At 64.5% G+C, this 17,764-nt stretch carries 15 protein-coding genes; 12 read left to right on the top strand and 3 right to left on the bottom strand.

Annotation, left to right across the window (positions count from 1 at the left end; translation table 11 throughout):
* Nucleotides 1-109 precede the first annotated feature (109 nt).
* The gene (locus tag ATC00_RS02440) at nt 110-658 is read right to left on the bottom strand and encodes a cupin domain-containing protein (protein ID WP_064251858.1); all 549 of its coding nucleotides are present in this window, start codon (nt 656-658) and stop codon (nt 110-112) included.
* Nucleotides 659-804: 146 nt separating this feature from the next.
* Between ATC00_RS02440 and aptA the strand changes: the two genes are divergently transcribed.
* Nucleotides 805-2,142 carry an omega-aminotransferase AptA gene (gene aptA, locus ATC00_RS02445; RefSeq protein ID WP_064251859.1) on the top strand — a complete coding sequence of 446 codons (1,338 nt, stop codon included), beginning with the start codon at nt 805-807 and terminating at the stop codon, nt 2,140-2,142.
* 59 nt (nt 2,143-2,201) lie between these two features.
* Here aptA and ATC00_RS02450 read toward each other — a convergent pair whose 3' ends face one another.
* Nucleotides 2,202-3,374: a dihydrodipicolinate synthase family protein gene (locus ATC00_RS02450; RefSeq protein ID WP_064251860.1), complete on the bottom strand. Its 1,173-nt coding sequence runs from the start codon at nt 3,372-3,374 to the stop codon at nt 2,202-2,204.
* A gap of 289 nt (nt 3,375-3,663) precedes the next feature.
* On the opposite strand from ATC00_RS02450, the gene ATC00_RS02455 reads away from it, so the two are divergent.
* Genes ATC00_RS02455 through ATC00_RS02475 form a run of 5 tightly spaced genes read left to right on the top strand, consistent with a single transcriptional unit; the run spans nt 3,664 to nt 9,604 of the window.
* Entirely contained in the window at nt 3,664-4,707 is a 1,044-nt protein-coding gene (locus ATC00_RS02455; protein WP_064251861.1) for a LacI family DNA-binding transcriptional regulator, read from the top strand.
* Nucleotides 4,704-5,705, top strand: coding sequence for a Gfo/Idh/MocA family protein (locus ATC00_RS02460; RefSeq protein WP_064251862.1), 1,002 nt, complete (start codon nt 4,704-4,706; stop codon nt 5,703-5,705). The genes ATC00_RS02455 and ATC00_RS02460 overlap by 4 nt, the downstream gene beginning before the upstream one ends.
* Nucleotides 5,705-7,324 carry an acyl CoA:acetate/3-ketoacid CoA transferase gene (locus ATC00_RS02465; RefSeq protein WP_064251863.1) on the top strand — a complete coding sequence of 540 codons (1,620 nt, stop codon included), beginning with the start codon at nt 5,705-5,707 and terminating at the stop codon, nt 7,322-7,324. Before ATC00_RS02460 ends, ATC00_RS02465 begins: the two co-directional genes overlap by 1 nt.
* Nucleotides 7,317-8,096 carry an enoyl-CoA hydratase/isomerase family protein gene (locus ATC00_RS02470; RefSeq protein ID WP_064251864.1) on the top strand — a complete coding sequence of 260 codons (780 nt, stop codon included), beginning with the start codon at nt 7,317-7,319 and terminating at the stop codon, nt 8,094-8,096. Before ATC00_RS02465 ends, ATC00_RS02470 begins: the two co-directional genes overlap by 8 nt.
* Nucleotides 8,096-9,604, top strand: coding sequence for an aldehyde dehydrogenase family protein (locus ATC00_RS02475; protein ID WP_064251865.1), 1,509 nt, complete (start codon nt 8,096-8,098; stop codon nt 9,602-9,604). The genes ATC00_RS02470 and ATC00_RS02475 overlap by 1 nt, the downstream gene beginning before the upstream one ends.
* A gap of 122 nt (nt 9,605-9,726) precedes the next feature.
* Here ATC00_RS02475 and ATC00_RS02480 read toward each other — a convergent pair whose 3' ends face one another.
* Nucleotides 9,727-10,785 (bottom strand): LacI family transcriptional regulator, encoded by a 1,059-nt coding sequence (locus ATC00_RS02480; protein WP_064251866.1) that lies wholly within the window; start codon nt 10,783-10,785, stop codon nt 9,727-9,729.
* A gap of 332 nt (nt 10,786-11,117) precedes the next feature.
* Between ATC00_RS02480 and ATC00_RS02485 the strand changes: the two genes are divergently transcribed.
* From ATC00_RS02485 to ATC00_RS02510, 6 genes are all read left to right on the top strand, one after another.
* Nucleotides 11,118-12,362, top strand: a complete 1,245-nt coding sequence (locus tag ATC00_RS02485; RefSeq protein ID WP_064251867.1) for an ABC transporter substrate-binding protein — start codon at nt 11,118-11,120, stop codon at nt 12,360-12,362.
* A 208-nt stretch (nt 12,363-12,570) separates the two neighbouring features.
* Entirely contained in the window at nt 12,571-13,449 is an 879-nt protein-coding gene (locus ATC00_RS02490) for a carbohydrate ABC transporter permease (protein WP_064251868.1), read from the top strand.
* A complete protein-coding gene (locus ATC00_RS02495) occupies nt 13,449-14,330 on the top strand; it encodes a carbohydrate ABC transporter permease (protein WP_064251869.1) in 882 nt (293 codons plus the stop codon). The genes ATC00_RS02490 and ATC00_RS02495 overlap by 1 nt, the downstream gene beginning before the upstream one ends.
* Nucleotides 14,331-14,334: 4 nt before the next feature.
* Nucleotides 14,335-15,447, top strand: a complete 1,113-nt coding sequence (locus tag ATC00_RS02500; protein WP_064251870.1) for an ABC transporter ATP-binding protein — start codon at nt 14,335-14,337, stop codon at nt 15,445-15,447.
* A 2-nt stretch (nt 15,448-15,449) separates the two neighbouring features.
* Complete coding sequence (locus ATC00_RS02505; RefSeq protein ID WP_064251871.1) at nt 15,450-16,958, top strand: GMC oxidoreductase; 1,509 nt, start codon at nt 15,450-15,452, stop codon at nt 16,956-16,958.
* On the top strand, nt 16,955-17,728 hold the full coding sequence (locus ATC00_RS02510) for a 3-ketoacyl-ACP reductase (protein ID WP_037390432.1): 774 nt from the start codon (nt 16,955-16,957) through the stop codon (nt 17,726-17,728). The genes ATC00_RS02505 and ATC00_RS02510 overlap by 4 nt, the downstream gene beginning before the upstream one ends.
* Nucleotides 17,729-17,764: the final 36 nt, after the last annotated feature.

Here is a 17,764-nt window from a genome sequence, read left to right on the forward strand (position 1 = left end):
TTAGGAAAATGGCAGCCCGGGCGCCGCGCGCACCAAAGCCCCTCCCACCTGTGGGGAGGGGTTGGGGAGGGGCATTCTCGCGCTGTCGTCACCGCGGCCTTCTTTGCTCTCAAAACGTCGGCGGCGTGCAGGCGCTGATCACCTCGCAGGGCACCGGCCCGACGCAGCGGAAGCGGTGCGGGCGCCGGCTTTCGAAATAATAGGCATCTCCCGGCCCGAGGATGCGGCGCTCGTGGTCGACGGTGACCTCCAGACGTCCGGAAAGCACGATCCCGCCCTCCTCGCCTTCATGCACTAGCGGCACCTTGCCGGTGTCTGCCCCCGGCTGATAGCACTCCTTCAGGATCTGCAGGCCGCGGCCGAAGAGATTGTCGCCGATCTGGCGATAGGAAATCGGCCCCTTGCCGATCTCCACCAGCTCGTCGGCCGCATAGAAGGCCTTGCGCGGCTTTTCCGGCTCGAAGGAGAAGAACTCGGCAAGCCCGATCGGAATGCCGTCGAGAATCCGCTTCAGCGCACCGACCGAAGGGTTCGAGGCGTTCGATTCGATCAGCGAAATGGTCGAGTTGGTGACGCCCGCTCGCTTCGCCAATTCGCGCTGGGAGAGATTGTGCATCAGCCGCACATGCCGCAGGCGGCTGCCGATATCGACGTTCACTCGCAGATCCCCTGTTGACGTTGTTCGGAATATCGAAACTCTATCAAACAGAGGCTAGGAAATCCAATGGCTTAGTTCAATGAAGAAAAGGACTTGTTTGCCAATCCAAATCATGGCGTCAATCCCCCACCTGACAGGAGGATGCCATGAACGCCCACAACAAGCCCAATACCCCGGTTCTCGACAGCTACTGGATGCCCTTTACCGCCAATCGCCAGTTCAAGGCGGCGCCGCGCCTGCTCGCCTCGGCCGAGGGCATGCATTACACCAGCGTCGACGGACGCAGGATTCTCGACGGCACCGCCGGCCTCTGGTGCGTCAATGCCGGCCATGGCCGCCGGCAGATCGCCGCCGCCGTCGAGCGGCAGCTTTCGACCATGGACTTCGCCCCGTCCTTCCAGATGGGCCATCCGATCGCCTTCGACTTTGCCGAGCGGCTGGCCGAAATTGCCCCGGGCCCGGCGGGCGCCAAGCTCGATCGGGTGTTCTTCACCGGCTCCGGCTCGGAATCGGTCGACACGGCGCTGAAGATCGCGCTCGCCTATCAGCGCGCGATCGGCCAAGGCACCCGCACCCGTTTGATCGGCCGCGAGCGTGGCTATCACGGGGTCGGCTTCGGCGGCATCTCGGTCGGCGGCATCCTCAACAATCGCCGCGTCTTTCCGCAACTTCCGGGCTCCGACCATCTCCGCCACACCCATGACCTTGCCAGGAACGCCTTCGTCAAGGGCCAGCCGGAACATGGCGCCGACCTTGCCGATGACCTCGAAAGGCTGGTGGCGCTGCATGGCGCCGAGACGATCGCTGCCTGTATCGTCGAGCCCGTCGCCGGCTCGACCGGTGTGCTGATCCCGCCGAAGGGCTATCTCGAGCGGCTCCGCGCCATCTGCGACAAGCACGGCATCCTGTTGATCTTCGACGAGGTGATCACCGGCTTCGGCCGCCTCGGTGCCGCCTTCGCGACCGACTATTTCGGCGTCACGCCAGACCTCGTCACCACTGCCAAGGGGCTGACCAACGGCGCCATTCCGATGGGCGCGGTCTTTGCCAGCCGCAAGGTGCACGACGCGATGATGCAGGGGCCGGAAAGCCAGATCGAACTCTTCCACGGCTACACCTATTCCGGCCACCCGGCCGCCTGCGCCGCCGGCATCGCCACCCTCGACATCTATCGCGACGAGGGGCTAATGACCCGCGCCGCCGAGCTGCAGGAGGACTGGCACGAGGCGATGCATTCGCTGCGGGGCCTGCCGCATGTCATCGACATCCGCACCATCGGCCTCATCGCCGGCATCGAGCTCAAATCCCGCGACGGCGCACCCGGCGCCCGCGCCTACGATGTCTTCGTCGATTGCTTCGAAAAGGGTCTGTTGATCCGCGTCACCGGCGACATCATCGCCTTCTCGCCGCCGCTGATTGTCGAGAAGCAGCAATTCGGCGAGATCGTCTCAATCCTCGGCGATGCCCTGAAACGGGTGCAGTAACGGCCCCGGTGCGCTTGCACACGGCCCCTCCCCCGGAAAAGGAGGGGCCAGCCCCCTTTTCAAGCCGCCTGCTCTACCCCCAGAACTGCCAGCAGTCTGCGCATCCGCGCAGCCGCCAGTTCCGGCCTGTCAAGCACATTGGCCCGGTCGGCGAGGCGGAAGATCTCCGCATAGTGCAGCAACCCACGGGCCGACTGCAGCCCGGCCGGCAGGGTGAAATGGCGCTGGTGGCCGTTCAGCCAGGCAAGAAACACGACGCCGGCCTTGTAATATTGGGTCGGCGCCTCGAATATCTTGCGGGACAGCGGCACCGTGGGCTCGATGACGCCGCGGAAGGTGGCGAGATCGCCGGCCGCGAGTGCCGCAAGCGCCTTCGAGGCGGACGGCGCGACGGCGTCGAAGATGCCAAGCAGCGCATGGCTGTATTTCGTACCGTCGCCCTCGATCAGCTCGGCATAATTGAAGTCGTCGCCGGTGAAGCAGAGCACGCCATCCGGCAGCCGGTCGCGCAACGCCACTTCCTTGGCGTTGTCGAGCAGCGAGATCTTGATGCCTTCGACCTTGGCGCTGTTCTCTTCGATGATCGACAGAACCGTTTCGAGCGCCTCCCCGAAATTCTCGGAGCCCCAGTAGCCTCTCAGCTGCGGGTCGAACATGTCGCCGAGCCAGTGCAGCACGATTTTGTCCTTTGCCTGGGCGAGGATATGGCCGTAGACGCGCCGGTAGTCGTCCCCGGAGCGCGCGACGCGCGCCAGCGCCCGGCTTGCCATCATGATCGCACGCCCGCCCTCCCCCTCGACGAAACCGACCTGCTCCTCATAGGCGGCGATGACATCCTCGATCGACCGCGCGTCCGCGGCAGCGAGATGGTCGGTGCCGGCGCCGCAGGCGAGATCCGCACCCGGCACGCTGCGCGCTTCGGCAAGCGAACGGCGAATCAGTTCCTGGGCGCCCGCCCAGGAAAGCCCCATACCGCGCTGGGCGGTGTCCATCGCCTCGGCGATCTTGAAGCCGAGGCTCCACAGATGATGGCGGAAGGCCATCGTCGCCTCCCAGTCGATCGCCGGATTGCCCCAGGGATCGGCGTCGTGCAGCGGATCGGAAACGACATGTGCGGCCGCATAGGCGATGCGGTTGAAGGTGGGCACCGAAGCCGGCCGGGTATTCGGCGATCCCTGGAGCCGGTATTCTTCGAGCGAGCCGTCCTGGCGCGGCAGCAAAAGGCTGGTCATCGGGCTTGATCCTCCTCAGATTTGTGGCAACGAGTAATTTAGATCGTTCCAAATTGCAAGGCGGAAAATTGTGTCCTTCGCGAGAGGCTATGGCGTGCGGCACGGCGCATCTATCGGTCTAAACCTACAAAAGCCTTGCAATGTAGGTGCATATCGCCTCTCTGCATGGAGGAAGAAGCCTCGCCGCCGCACGCAGAGCCCCCAAAAATGTGAATGAAAGCCTCTTGACGAGATTGGAACGTTCCAATTATTAAGGGCGGGACAGATCAAATGCCAATGGGAGAACGAGATGGCGAAGGAGCGGGTGACGGTCGTCGACATAGCGCGCGCCGCCGGCGTGTCGAAGTCGACCGTGTCTCTCGTCCTGCAGGGAAGCGCGCTCGTCAACGAGGCGACGCGCGCCAAGGTGAATGTGGCGATCCGCGAGCTCGGCTATGTCTATAATCGCAGCGCCGCCAATCTGCGCCAGGCGAAGTCGAAGATCATCGGCATCGTCGTCAACGACCTGACGAACAGCTTCTTCGCGGAGCTCGCCGTCGGAGTCGATGCGGTGGTGCAGTCGGCCGGCTTCGTGCAGTTCCTTGCCAATACGAGCGAGAAGATCGAGCGCCAGCGCGAGGTCATCGCCTCGATGCGCGAACATGGCGTCTCCGGACTGATCATCTCGCCGGCGCGCGGCACGGAAGCCGCCGATCTTGCGCCGCTCGTCGCCAGCGGCATTCCGGTCGTCCTCGTCGTGCGCGACATTGCGGATGCGGGTGTGTCGTCGCTGATCTCCGATAATCATGCCGGGGCCGTGGCTGCCGTGCGGCATCTCGTCGAGCGTGGTCATCGCCGCATCGCCTTTCTCGGTGGTTTCCCGGACACTGCGGTCTTCGAGGCGCGCATGCGCGGCTATCGCGATGCGCTGCGCGAGGCGGGAATGTCGACCCCAGACGAACTCATCATCGGTTCGGCGCCATCGCGTGCGGGCGGCGTCACGGCGATCGAGCAGGCAATGATGCTGAAGGAGAGGCCGACAGCGGCGCTCTGCTTCAACGATGCCGTCGCCTTCGGCGTCTGCGATGGATTGCGTGCGCGGCGGCTGGAGCCGGGGGCAGATTTCGCGGTGATCGGTTTCGACGATGTGATCGAGGCCAAGACCGCGGTGCCGGCGCTGACGACGGTTTCGGTCGATCCGCAGGGCATGGGCGATCGTGCGGCGCAATTGCTGCTGAAGCAGATCAATGCCGGGCGTGCCGAGCCTGAAGCGATCATCAGCCCGGTGCGGCTCGTCGTTCGCCAGAGTTGCGGCGGCCTCGTCGAGCGCAGAGTGAAGGAGATATCGTCATGATCCGATGGGGATTGATCGGCGCGAGCACGATCGCGCGCGAATGGGTGATCGGGGCGATCCGCGCCGCCGGCGGCGAGGTCGTTTCCGTGATGAGCTCGAGCGAGGAGCGTGGGCAGGCCTATGCCGCTGAAAACGGCATCGCCAAGGCCGTTACCAGCATCGACGACCTGGTCGGCGATCCGGAGGTCGATGCCGTCTATATCTCGACGACCAACGAGCTGCATCATGACCAGGCGCTCGCGGCGATTCACGCTGGCAAGCATGTTCTCTGCGAGAAGCCGCTGGCGATGAATCTCAACGACGGCTGCGAAATGGTGCTGAAGGCCTGCGAGGCCGGCGTCCAGCTCGGCACGAACCATCACCTGCGCAACGCCGCCACGCATCGGGCGATGCGCGAGGCGATCGCCGCCGGCCGGATCGGTAGACCGATTGCGGCGCGCGTATTTCACGCCGTCTATCTGCCGCCGCACCTCCAGGGCTGGCGGCTCGACAAGCCGGAAGCGGGCGGCGGCGTCATCCTCGACATCACCGTTCACGATGCCGATACGCTGCGCTTCATCCTCAACGACGATCCGATCGAGGCGGTGGCGATCAGCCACGCCGCCGGCATGGGCAAGGAGGGGCTCGAAGACGGCGTCATGGGGACTTTACGCTTCCGCTCCGGCGTCATCGCGCAGTTCCACGATGCCTTCACGACAAAATATGCCGAGACCGGGCTTGAAGTGCACGGCACCGACGGTTCGCTGATCGGCCGCAACGTCATGACCCAGCGTCCGGTCGGCACCGTGACGCTCAGGAACGAAGAGGGCGAGGTCGAACTGCCGCTCGACCACCGCAATCTCTACGAGACGGCGCTCAACGCCTTCCATGCCGCTATCGAAGGAAACGGCCGGCCGTCGGCGACGGGCGAGGACGGCGTCTGGTCGCTCGCCACCGGTCTTGCCGTCGTCAAGGCGGCGGCCACCGGCGTCGCCGCCCAGATCGAAACGGGACTTTGATGTCGATGAGCAAGCATATTTCGCCGGCAGAAGCGGCTGCAATGATCCCGGACGGAGCCGTCGTTTCGGTCTCCTCCTCCAGCGGTCTCGGCTGCCCGGACCTGATGCTGAAGGCGATCGGCGAGCGCTTCGAGGCGACCGGCCACCCGCGCGATCTGACGACCCTGCACCCGATCGCCGCCGGCGACATGAGCGGCATCAAGGGGGTCGATTACATCGCCAGGAAGGGTCTGCTGAAGAGGATCATCGGCGGCTCCTATCCCTCCGGACCGTCGAGCGCCGAGCCGCCTTTGATCTGGCAGATGATCGGCGCCGATGAAGTCGCGGCCTACAACATCCCCTCCGGGATTCTCTTCGACATGCATCGCGAGGCGGCGGCGAAGCGTCCGGGCGTGATGACCAAGGTCGGGCTTGATACTTTCGTCGACCCGTCGCGCGAAGGCTGCGCCATGAACGCCTCCGCGGCGAGCGAACCGGTGGTGAAGAAGATTTCCTTCGAGGGCGAGGACTGGCTCTATTTCAAGGCGATCGCCCCTGAGGTGGCGATCATCCGGGCGACGACGGCGGACGAGCGCGGCAATCTGACCTACGAGCATGAAGGCGCCTATCTGGGCGGCCTCGACCAGGCGCTCGCCGCCCGCAACAATGGCGGCATCGTCATCGCCCAGGTGAAGCGCATTGCCAAGGAAGGTTCGTTCAAACCCCACGACGTGCGGGTGCCGGGCGTCCTCGTCGATTATGTCATCGTCGATCCGGATCAAAGGCAGACGACCCAGACGCTCTACGATCCGGCGATCTCCGGCGAGATCTTCCGGCCGCTCGACAGTTTCCGCGTCCCGGAATTCAACATCCAGAAGGTGATCGCCCGCCGCGTCGCGCAGGAGCTCGAAGCGGGCAGCGCCGTCAATCTCGGCTTCGGCATTTCCGCCAACGTGCCCCGTATCCTGCTGGAAGAGGGGCTGCATGGTGCCGTCACCTGGGTGATCGAGCAGGGCGCGGTCGGCGGCGTGCCGCTCCTGGACTTCGCCTTCGGGTGTGCCTCCAATGCCGACGCCTTCATGCCGTCGCCCTATCAGTTCACCTATTTCCAGGGTGCAGGCTTCGACGCGTCGCTGCTCTCCTTCCTGGAGATCGACCGCAGCGGCTCGGTCAACGTGTCGAAGCTCAGCTTCCGCCCGCATGTGACGGCCGGCGCCGGCGGCTTCGTCGACATCACCGCGCGGGCTAAGAAGATCGTATTTTCCGGCATGTTCAATGCCGGCGCGAAACTCGGCGTGGCCGACGGCCGGCTGGTCATCGAGAAGGAAGGCAAGCTCAAGAAGCTCGTCAACAAGGTCGAGCACGTCACCTTCTCCGGCCGCCGGGCCATCGAGCAGGGGCAGGACATCACCTATGTCACCGAACGCAGCGTCATGAAGCTGAGGCCGGAGGGCCTCGTGCTCACCGAGATCGCGCCGGGCGTCGACCTTGAGGCGCATATCCTCGACCAATCTGAATTCCCGCTGATGGTCTCCGACAGGCTGAAGGTGATGGACGCGGCGCTGTTTCATGAAGCGCCGATCGGCCTGACGTTGCCGGCGAAGCCGCGGCGCGAGATCACGGGAGGCGTCAATGGCTGACGAACGCATCCGCGTCGAGATCGACGGCGCGATCGCGACGATGACCGTCGCGCGACCGGAAAAACTCAACGCCTTCGACATCGACATGTTGAAGGCGCTGGCCTCGGTCTGTGACACGGTCGAAGCCAATCGGGACGTGCGCGTCGCGATTCTCACCGGCGAGGGCAAGGCCTTTTCCGCCGGCGGCGACATCAAGGCCTGGGGCGGCATGGAGCCTGCCGCCTTCGGCCATGACTGGGTGCGCTTCGGTCACCGCGTCTTCGAACGGCTGGCGACGCTGCGCATGCCGGTGATTGCGGCGCTCAACGGCCATGCGCTCGGTGGCGGTCTCGAACTCGCGGCGGCGGCGGATATCCGCATCGCTGAAAAACAGGTGAAGATCGGCCTGCCCGAAACGAGTCTTGGCATGGTGCCCGGCTGGTCCGGCACGCAGCGCCTCATCTCGCGCTTCGGCGCGCAGATCGTGCGGCGCATGGTGCTCGGCGGCGAGATGTTCACGGCGGAGGAGGCGAGGGCCGAAGGCCTCGTCGATGCCGTGGTCGAGACCGGCACTGTCATGGCCGCGGCGCGGGATTATGCCGCGCGGATCGCAAGTCGCGGTCCGGCGGCGCTCGAAATATCGAAACTGATGATCGCCTCGGCGAACGGCGAGGACAGGGGCGCGGCGGTCGAGGCGCTGGGCTCGATCCTCGTCGCCAAGACCGGCGACCTGAAGGAAGGCGTGGCCGCCTTCAGCGAAAAACGCGAAGCGCGCTTCAAGGGAGAATGGTGATGACGGTTCTGCTGAGGCCGAAGCCGCTTGGCGACTACAAGGTCCGCGAATTCCGCATGCTGATCGACGGCCAATGGGTGGCCGGTGCCGAGGGCCGGACGATCGAGCGGGTCGCACCCGGTCACGGCGTCGTCGTCAGCCGCTACCAGGCTGCGGCGAAGGCGGATGCCGAGCGGGCGATCGCCGCGGCGCGGCGCGCCTTCGACGGCGGCCCCTGGCCGCGCATGACGGCGTCCGAGCGGTCGCTCGTCCTTCTGCGCGCCGCCGACATGATTGCGGCGCGCGCCGACGAGCTCGCCTTTCTCGACGCGATCGAATCGGGCAAGCCGATCAGCCAGGCCAAGGGCGAGCTGGCGGGTGCCGCCGATATCTGGCGCTATGCGGCCGCCCTTGCCCGCGATCTTTCCGGCGATAGCTACAATACGCTCGGCGAGGGCACGCTCGGCGTCGTGCTGCGCGAGGCGATCGGTGTCGTGTCGATCATCACACCCTGGAACTTCCCGTTCCTGATCGTCAGCCAGAAGCTGCCCTTCGCGCTTGCTGCCGGCTGCACGACGGTGGTCAAGCCGTCGGAGCTCACCTCCGCCTCGACGCTCGTCCTCGGCGAGATCCTCGAAGCGGCGGGCGTGCCGGCGGGCGCCGTCAACATCATTGTCGGCACCGGGCCGGAGGCCGGCGCGCCGCTCACCACCCATCCGGATGTCGATATGGTCTCCTTTACCGGCTCGACCGGGGTCGGACGGCTCACCATGGCGAATGCGGCACAGACCCTGAAGAAGGTGTCGCTCGAACTTGGCGGCAAGAACCCACAGATCGTCTTCCCGGACGCCAATCTCGACGAGTTCATCGATGCCGCCGTCTTCGGCGCCTATTTCAATGCCGGCGAATGCTGCAATGCCGGCTCGCGGCTGATCCTGCATCGCGACATCGCCGAGGAAGTGACGGCGCGCATTGCCAGCCTCTCCGCCAAGGTCAAGGTCGGCGATCCGCTCGACCCGGAGACGCAGGTCGGCGCGATCATCACGCCGCAGCATCTCGAAAAGATCGCCGGCTATGTAACTGCTGCCACAGGCGAGGGCGCCGCCGTCAGCCATGGCGGTGCGGCGCTCGATCTCGGCATCGGCCAGTTCATGGCGCCGACCGTTCTTTCGGCCGTGCGGCCGGAGATGGCGGTGGCGCGCGAGGAGGTTTTCGGACCGGTGCTCTCGGTGCTCACCTTCGAAACGGCCGAGGAGGCGATTCGCATCGCCAATTCGATCGACTACGGCCTTTCGGCCGGGGTCTGGAGCCGCGATTTCGATACGTGCCTGACAATCGGGCGGCGCGTGCGCGCCGGCACGATCTGGATGAACACCTTCATGGACGGCGCCTCCGAACTGCCCTTCGGCGGCTATCGGCAGTCGGGGCTGGGCCGCGAGCTCGGGCGGCATGCGGTCGAGGACTATACTGAGACGAAGACGCTCAACATGCATCTCGGCCAGCGCACCAGCTGGTGGATGCCGCGCTGAGATCAGGATCGGGAGGCACTTCGGAGATGGGTTCGTTGGCCGGGTTCGCAGGGACGATGAAGTGGGAGGGGCTGATGCCGTGCCTTCTCGCTTCGGCCGCGCGCGAGTCAGGCCGCGCCGTCTCAGGGCACCTCGGCCGGCTTGAAGCGAAGCTCGGGGTCGAGCAGCAATTGCAACTCGCCGATATCGGTGCTGCCGCCGATGCGGCGCAGCAGGATGCGCCCCATGTGTTCGCCGGTTTCGGTCAGGTCCTCGTAGATCGTGTCGACCCGTGGCTGGATGGCGCCGAGCAGCGGCGACGTCTGCTTGGCGACGATGTCGTATTCGAGCCCGAGCGTCAGGCCGCAATCGCTCATGCCGGTGATCGTCGCCAGGGCGCAGACCTCGCCGCCACAGGTGAAGCCGTCCGGCGGATCCCCGTCGGCCTGGCGCTGGCGGATCCGATCGCGGATCGCGCCGGCCGGGCTGTCGAGATCAATGTCGGAAAGGATCTCGTAGGCGCAACCCGCCTCGCGTACAGCCGTCATGAAGCCGTGCAGGATGTGGCTGCTGAAGGTGAACCCGGCCGGACCGCTGATCAGCGCCGGCTTGCGTCGTCCCTTGGCGATCAACCGCCTCGTCGCCTCGTACGTGAAGGTGAAGTTGTCGTAGTCGACGAAGGGATGCGCCGTAGCGAGCTCGGTGCGGCCATGCGTGACGAAGGGAAAGCCGGTCTCCGAAAGCAGCTTGACGCGCGGGTCGAGCGGTTCGGTGCGCGAGAAGATCAACCCGTCGGCCATGCCGTTGCGGATGATGTAGTTCACCGCCTCGATATTCGCCGTGTCGTGGAAATTCGGCATGACAATCAGGTGGTAGGCGGTGCCCTGCAAGGCCCGGGCGATGCCGGCCATGACGGAAGTGCCGTAGCCGAGGATCTCCTCGTGCGGCTCGAGCAGCACGGCAATCACATTGGTGCGTCCGGTCTTCAGGCGCTGGGCAGCGCGGTCCGGCGAGTAGCCGATGTCGAGCGCCACCTGACGCACCCGCTGGCGCGTCTCGAGCGAGATCTGCGGCGCATCGGCAAGCGCCCGCGAGACCGTGGTGACGGCGAGACCGGTGATGTCGGCGATGGTGCGCAGGGTCGGCTTACCGCGTTTTTCCGTGGCACTTCCGGGGCGGACGAGTTTCGAAGGATCGGCCAAACGGATGCTTTCCTGCAAGCGGTCAAGAGCGGCATTTGTAACGTGACGCGAACCAATAGGCAATCGTATCATGCAAACGTTTTAAATCGCTGTGTCGCTCGCGTGTTGCTGCGGTGCAGCATCGCCGACATGGCCTATAATGCAGGGAAATCAGTCGGTTTTGGTGGGAAGAGGGCGGAACAGGGCCCTCCGCTTGACTTGTGGTGATTTGTAACGTTTTAAATTGTGCGGCGGCGCATGCCGCAAGCCCAGGCTGCCCGAGGGAGTGGGCAGGCAATCCAAAAAGGCGGAAGGAATTTCCGCTTCGGTAACTTGCAAACGGGAGGAAAACGATGCGCAAGTTGATGACGACGACGGCTGTTGCAGCATTGATGTTGGCGGCAACCGCCGCGCGTGCAGCAGAGAATGTGGAAGTGTTGCACTGGTGGACGTCAGGGGCCGAGGCCGGCGCACTTGATGTCCTGAAAAAGGACCTGGAAGGCAAGGGCATCGGCTGGACCGATATGCCGGTCGCCGGCGGCGGCGGCACCGAAGCGATGACGGTGCTTCGCGCCCGCGTCACCTCCGGCAACGCGCCGACGGCGGTGCAGATGCTCGGCTTCGACATCCTCGACTGGGCCAAGGAAGGCGCGCTCGGTAACCTTGACGACATTGCCGCCAAGGAAGGCTGGGACAAGGTGGTTCCGACCGCGCTGCAGCAGTTCTCGAAATATGACGGCCACTGGATCGCCGCGCCGGTCAACGTCCATTCGACCAACTGGGTCTGGATCAACAAGGCCGCTCTCGACAAGGCCGGCGGCAAGGAGCCGGCGAACTGGGATGAACTGATCGCGTTGCTCGATAAGTTCAAGGAGCAGGGAATCACCCCGATCGCCCACGGCGGGCAGGCGTGGCAGGATGCGACGATCTTCGACGCGGTCGTGCTTTCGCTTGGCAACGACGTCTACAAGAAGGCCTTTATCGACCTCGATCCGGCGACGCTCGGCGGCGACAAGATGAAGGAAGCCTTCGACCGGATGACGAAGCTTCGCTCCTATGTCGACGACAACTTCTCCGGCCGCGACTGGAATCTTGCTTCCGCGATGGTCATCGAGAACAAGGCCGGCCTGCAGTTCATGGGCGACTGGGCGAAGGGCGAGTTCCTGAAGGCGAAGAAGGTGCCCGGCACAGATTTCGTCTGCATGCGCTTCCCGGGAACACAGGGCTCCGTCACCTTCAACTCCGACCAGTTCGTCATGTTCAAGGTTTCCGACGACAAGGTTCCGGCGCAGATGCAGATGGCCTCCGCCATCGAAAGCCCGACCTTCCAGTCGGCCTTTAACGTGGTGAAGGGATCCGTTCCGGCCCGCACCGACGTTCCGGACACGGACTTCGACGCCTGCGGCAAGAAGGGCATGAAGGACCTTGCCGAAGCCAATGCCAACGGCACGCTCATGGGTTCCATGGCGCATGGCCACGCCAACCCGGCCGCCGTCAAGAACGCCATCTATGACGTGGTGACCCGCCAGTTCAACGGCGAGCTCAGCTCCGAAGAGGCGGTCAAGGAACTCGCCGCGGCGGTCGAGGCTGCGAAGTAAACGAAAGCAGGGCCTGCCCCTCATCCGGCCTGCCGGCCACCTTCTCCCCGCGCGCGGGGAGAAGGGACAAGTGGCGAAGTCCGGCGCCCTCTGGCCTTTTGTGGTGGGGCGAGCCGCTACGCCCCGTCCCCTCTCCCCGCCTGCGGGGAGAGGGCTAGGGTGAGGGGCAGTCACGCGGCACGAACGAAACGATACGGTGGTAACAAACATGGATAGCCGCACCCGGCTGCAGGAGCTTCTGCCAAAGCTCGTGCTCGCCCCCAGCTTTCTCATAGTTCTGGTGTTCGTCTACGGCTTCATCGTCTATACGGGCTTCCTGTCGCTGACGGACAGCAAGATGCTGCCGTCCTACAATTTCGTCGGCTTCTTGAACTACAGCAGGCTGTGGGCCCTGCCGCACTGGTGGCGGGCGGTCAGCAACCTGGCGATCTTCGCGACGCTCTATATCGTCATCTGCTCGGTGCTCGGCCTGGCGCTGGCGATCCTGCTCGACCAGAAGATCCGCGCCGAAGGGTTTCTCCGGCCGATCTATCTCTATCCGATGGCGCTCTCCTTCATCGTCACCGGCACCGCCTGGAAGTGGTTCCTCGACCCCGGCATCGGGCTTGAAAACACCATGCATCTCTGGGGCTGGGAGAGCTTCTCCTTCAACTGGATCAAGGACCGCAACTACGCCATCTATTGCGTCGTCATCGCCGCCGTCTGGCAGTCGACCGGCTTCATCATGGCGATGTTCCTCGCGGGCCTTCGCGGCGTCGACAACGAGATCATCAAGGCGGCTCAGATCGACGGGGCAACGACGCCGACCATTTACCGGCGGATCATCATTCCGCTGATGCGGCCGGTGTTCCTTTCCGCTTTCGTGGTGCTCGCCCACCTCGCCATCAAGGCCTACGACCTGATCATTGCCTTGACCGGCGGCGGACCGGGGCAGGCGACGGAGCTGCCGGCAACCTTCATGTATTCCTACACCTTCACGCGCAACCAGATGGCGATCGGCGCCTCGTCGGCGATCATCATGCTGGTGATGATCTTCTCGATCATCGTTCCCTATCTCTATTCCGAAATCCGGGGAGGAAAACGCTGATGGGCGCTCCCAGTCCTGAGAACGTCATCTCGCACAACCACCTGACCCGGGCGCTGATCTACCTGGCGCTGATCCTCTTCGCGCTCTACTCGCTGCTGCCGCTCTACGTGATGCTGGTCAACTCGCTAAAACCGCTCGATGAAATTCGCCAGGGCGGCATGCTTAACCTGCCGCAAACCTGGACGATCGAGCCCTGGCTTTCGGCCTGGTCGACGGCGCAGATCGGCGTGCAGCCGACCGGCCTTCGGCCCTTCTTTATCAATTCGATCCTGATGGTCGTTCCAGCCGTCGCGATCTCGACGATCATCGGGGCGCTGAACGGCTACGTGCTGACGAAGTGGCGGTTCCCGGGGGCGAACATCTTCTTCGGCATGCTGCTCCTGTCCTGCTTCATCCCCTTCCAGATCGTGCTGATCCCGATGGCGCGCATTCTGGGCATTCTTGGTATTGCGGGGTCGATCTGGGGGCTGATCCTCGTCCATGTCGTCTACGGCATCGGCTTCACGACGCTCTATTTCCGCAACTACTACGAGGCCTTCCCGACCGAGCTGGTGCGTGCCGCGCAGATCGACGGGGCGAGCTTCTTCCAGATCTTCCGGCGGATTATGCTGCCGTCCTCCGGGCCGATCATCGTCGTCTCGGTGATCTGGCAGTTCACCAATATCTGGAACGACTTCCTGTTCGGCGCCTCGTTCTCCGGCCCCTATTCGACGCCGATGACGGTGGCGCTCAACAACCTGGTGAGCTCGTCGACAGGCGTCAAGGAATACAACGTCCACTTCGCGGGTGCGATCCTCGCCGCCCTGCCAACGCTCATCGTCTATATCGTGTCCGGCCGCTACTTCGTCCGCGGGCTGATGTCCGGCGCCGTGAAAGGATAAGCCCATGTCATTCCTGAAAATCAGCAATCTGCGCAAATCATACGGCTCGCTGGAGATCCTGAAGGACATCAACATCGAGATCGAACAGGGCGGCTTCCTCGTGCTCGTCGGTCCCTCCGGCTGCGGCAAGTCCACGTTGCTCAACACGATCGCCGGGCTAGAGCCGATCACCTCGGGCGACATCGCTATCGATGGCCGCTCGGTTTCGGGGCTTCACCCGTCCAAGCGCGATATCGCCATGGTGTTCCAGTCCTATGCGCTCTATCCGAACATGACGGTCGCCGGGAACATCGCCTTCGGTATGGAAATCCGCGGCGTGCCGAAGGAGGAGCGCGACAAGGCGATCAAGCAGGTTGCCGACATGCTGCAGATCGGCCATCTGCTCGAGCGCAAGCCCGGCCAGCTTTCCGGCGGCCAGCGCCAGCGCGTCGCCATGGGCCGGGCCCTGGTGCGCGACCCGAAACTCTTCCTGTTCGACGAGCCGCTGTCGAACCTCGATGCGAAGCTGCGCGTCGACATGCGGACGGAAATCAAGCGCCTGCACCACCGCATGAAAACGACGATCGTCTATGTGACGCATGACCAGATCGAGGCGATGACGCTTGCCACCAAGATCGCCGTGTTGAAGGACGGCGTGCTGCAGCAGTTCGGAACGCCGGCCGAGATCTACAACAACCCGGCCAACATGTTCGTCGCGGATTTCATGGGCTCGCCGGCGATGAACCTGCTGAAGGCGCGGATCGAAACCGCCGGGGCAGAGGTCGCGGTCACGCTGGAGCGGCCGAATGCCGAGCCGCTGAAGCTCGCGGTACCGCATGACGGTGCGCTCTCGGCCTATGCCGGCAAGGATGTCGTCTTCGGCATCCGTCCGGAGGCGCTGACCGATCCGGACGGCGCCGATCGCAACGCGAAATTCGTCGCCGAGGGCGATTGCCTGATCGAGGTCGTCGAACCGGCCGGCTCCGACACCTTCGCCGTCACCCGGCTCGGTGGCAAGGAAATCGTCGCACGGCTCCGGGCCGACGCCCGCATCGCGCCCGGCCAGACGTCACGGCTCACCTTCAATCTCGACAAGGCGGTATTCTTCGACCCTGAGAGCCAGATGCGGATCGCATGAGCATGGCCAGCCAGCCGGATATCGTCATCATCGGCTCGGGTGTCGGCGGCGCGACGGTCGCCGCCGGACTTGCCGCCTCGGGCGCTGAAATCCTCATCCTCGAGGCCGGCCACCACATAGAAGACCTGCCGGTCAACCGCGACCAACGGGCGATCTTCCAGTGCGGCCATTTCCGGCCGAAGGAGACCTGGTACGAGGCGGGCGGCGCCGGCTTCAACCCAGGCAATTACTACAATGTCGGCGGCAACTCGAAATTCTACGGCGCGGTGCTCACCCGCTACCGCCGCGAAGATTTCGAGGAGATGCGGCATCTCGACGGTATTTCGCCCGCCTGGCCCTTTCCCTATGAAGAGCTCGAGCCCTGGTACGCCAGGGCGGAAGCGCTCTACCAGGTGCGCGGACGCCTCGGCGAAGACCCGACGGAACCGCTGCATTCGAACGACTATCCGCATGCGCCCGTGCCGGACGAACCGGCGATAGCCAAGGTGCGCAAGCGGCTGCGCGAAAACGGCCTGCATCCCTATTCGCTGCCGCTCGGCATCGACATCGATCGCTGGCTCGCCAAGGGCAAGACGCCCTGGGACGCGCATCCGAACAGTTTCGACGGCAAAATGGATGCGGAAACCGCGGCGCTGACGGCGGCGCTGGAATATCCGAATGTCCGGCTGCAGACCGGCTCGCGGGTCACCCGGCTGACGACTGCGCCGGACGGCAAGGCGATCCAGACCGTTCACTATGAGAAGGATGGTGTCGAGCACAGCCTCTCGCCGAAGCTCGTCATCCTGTCCGCCGGCGCCGTGCAATCGGCCGTGCTGCTGCTGCGCTCGGCCGATGACCGCAACCCGGCCGGGCTCGCCAACCGCTCCGACCAGGTCGGCCGCAATTTCATGAATCACAATTCGAGCGCGGTGATTGCCCTCAGCCCCTGGTATCGCAACGACTCCGTCTACCAGAAGACCTTCGGCCTCAACGATTTCTATCTCTCGGACGGTGAGGGCGGGCCGCCGCTTGGCAATATCCAGCTGCTCGGCCGCGTCTCCGGCGCGATCCTGAAGGCCAACATGCGGTCGATGCCGGAATGGCTGCTCGGCCAGGTTTCTTCCCGCGCCATCGACTTCTACGCCATGAGCGAGGATCTGCCCTCGCCCGAGAGCCGCATCATGGTCGACGGCGACCGCATCCTGCTCCAATGGGTACGCACCAATTGGCAGGCGCACCTGAAGCTCGTCGCCAAGCTGAAGGGAGTGCTGAAGCAGGCGGGCTTTCCGGTGGTGCTGGCCAGGGCCTTCGACAAGCGGACGCCGTCGCACCAGTGTGGAACGGTCCGGATCGGCAACGACCCAGGGCAGGCGCCGCTCGACGTCTATTGCCGCACCTTCGATCATCCTAATCTCTTCGTCGTCGATGCCAGTTTCCTGCCGACTTCCGCGGCCGTCAACCCGGCGCTGACGGTCGCGGCCCAGGCGCTGCGCGTCGCCGATCATATCGCTAAAGAGGATCTCCGGTCATGACGGACAAGGCACGTCCCGTCGCGATCGTCACCGGCGGCCGCCGCGGCATCGGTCTCGGCATTGCCCGGGCTCTTGCCGCCGGCGGTTTCGACATCGCCATTACCGGCATCGGCGATGCGGAAGGCGTGGCGCCGGTCATCGCCGAGCTCGAGACGCTTGGGGCACGCGCCATCTTCCTCCGGGCCGACGTCGCGGATCTTTCCGGCCACCAGCCGACCGTCGACGCCGTAATCGCCGCTTTCGGCCGGATCGACTGCCTCGTCAACAATGCCGGCATTGCCTCTGTCGTGCGCGGCGATTTCCTCGAACTGGAGCCGGAGAATTTCGACACGATCGTCGGCATCAACCTGCGCGGCACGGTCTTTTTTACCCAGGCGGTGTTGAAGACCATGCTCGCGGTCGAGGGGGGCGCGTCGCGTTCGATTATCAACATCACCTCGGTTTCCGCGGCGATGACCTCGCCGGAGCGGCTTGACTACTGCATGAGCAAGGCGGGCCTTGCCGCCTTCAGCCAAGGCCTGGCGCTGCGGCTCGCCGAGACTGGCATCGCGGTTTTCGAGGTGCGCCCGGGGATTATCCGCTCCGACATGACCGCCGCCGTCTCCGGCAAATACGATGCGCTGATCGCCGGCGGGCTGGTACCGGTCAAGCGTTGGGGCGAGCCCGACGATATCGGCAATATCGTCTCCGGGCTAGCCAGCGGCAAGTTCGCCTTCGCCACCGGCTCGGTCATCCAGGCCGACGGGGGCCTGTCGATCAGTCGACTTTAAGACAGCAAGGACCGCCCCGCCGGAGGCGCCGTCAGA

It is taken from the genome of Sinorhizobium americanum (assembly GCF_001651855.1).
GTDB classification, from domain to species: domain Bacteria; phylum Pseudomonadota; class Alphaproteobacteria; order Rhizobiales; family Rhizobiaceae; genus Sinorhizobium; species Sinorhizobium americanum.

Bases quoted from the DNA above. Each gene is read 5' to 3' on its own strand.
- ATC00_RS02455 (WP_064251861.1), top strand. From the start codon at position 3,664: ATGGCGAAGGAGCGGGTGACGGTCGTCGACATAGCGCGCGCCGCCGGC.
- ATC00_RS02460 (WP_064251862.1), top strand. From the start codon at position 4,704: ATGATCCGATGGGGATTGATCGGCGCGAGCACGATCGCGCGCGAATGG.
- ATC00_RS02510 (WP_037390432.1), top strand. From the start codon at position 16,955: ATGACGGACAAGGCACGTCCCGTCGCGATCGTCACCGGCGGCCGCCGC.
- ATC00_RS02475 (WP_064251865.1), top strand. From the start codon at position 8,096: ATGACGGTTCTGCTGAGGCCGAAGCCGCTTGGCGACTACAAGGTCCGC.
- ATC00_RS02500 (WP_064251870.1), top strand. From the start codon at position 14,335: ATGTCATTCCTGAAAATCAGCAATCTGCGCAAATCATACGGCTCGCTG.
- ATC00_RS02470 (WP_064251864.1), top strand. From the start codon at position 7,317: ATGGCTGACGAACGCATCCGCGTCGAGATCGACGGCGCGATCGCGACG.
- ATC00_RS02505 (WP_064251871.1), top strand. From the start codon at position 15,450: ATGGCCAGCCAGCCGGATATCGTCATCATCGGCTCGGGTGTCGGCGGC.
- aptA (WP_064251859.1), top strand. From the start codon at position 805: ATGAACGCCCACAACAAGCCCAATACCCCGGTTCTCGACAGCTACTGG.
- ATC00_RS02465 (WP_064251863.1), top strand. From the start codon at position 5,705: ATGTCGATGAGCAAGCATATTTCGCCGGCAGAAGCGGCTGCAATGATC.
- ATC00_RS02450 (WP_064251860.1), bottom strand. From the start codon at position 3,374: ATGACCAGCCTTTTGCTGCCGCGCCAGGACGGCTCGCTCGAAGAATAC.
- ATC00_RS02495 (WP_064251869.1), top strand. From the start codon at position 13,449: ATGGGCGCTCCCAGTCCTGAGAACGTCATCTCGCACAACCACCTGACC.
- ATC00_RS02485 (WP_064251867.1), top strand. From the start codon at position 11,118: ATGCGCAAGTTGATGACGACGACGGCTGTTGCAGCATTGATGTTGGCG.
- ATC00_RS02490 (WP_064251868.1), top strand. From the start codon at position 12,571: ATGGATAGCCGCACCCGGCTGCAGGAGCTTCTGCCAAAGCTCGTGCTC.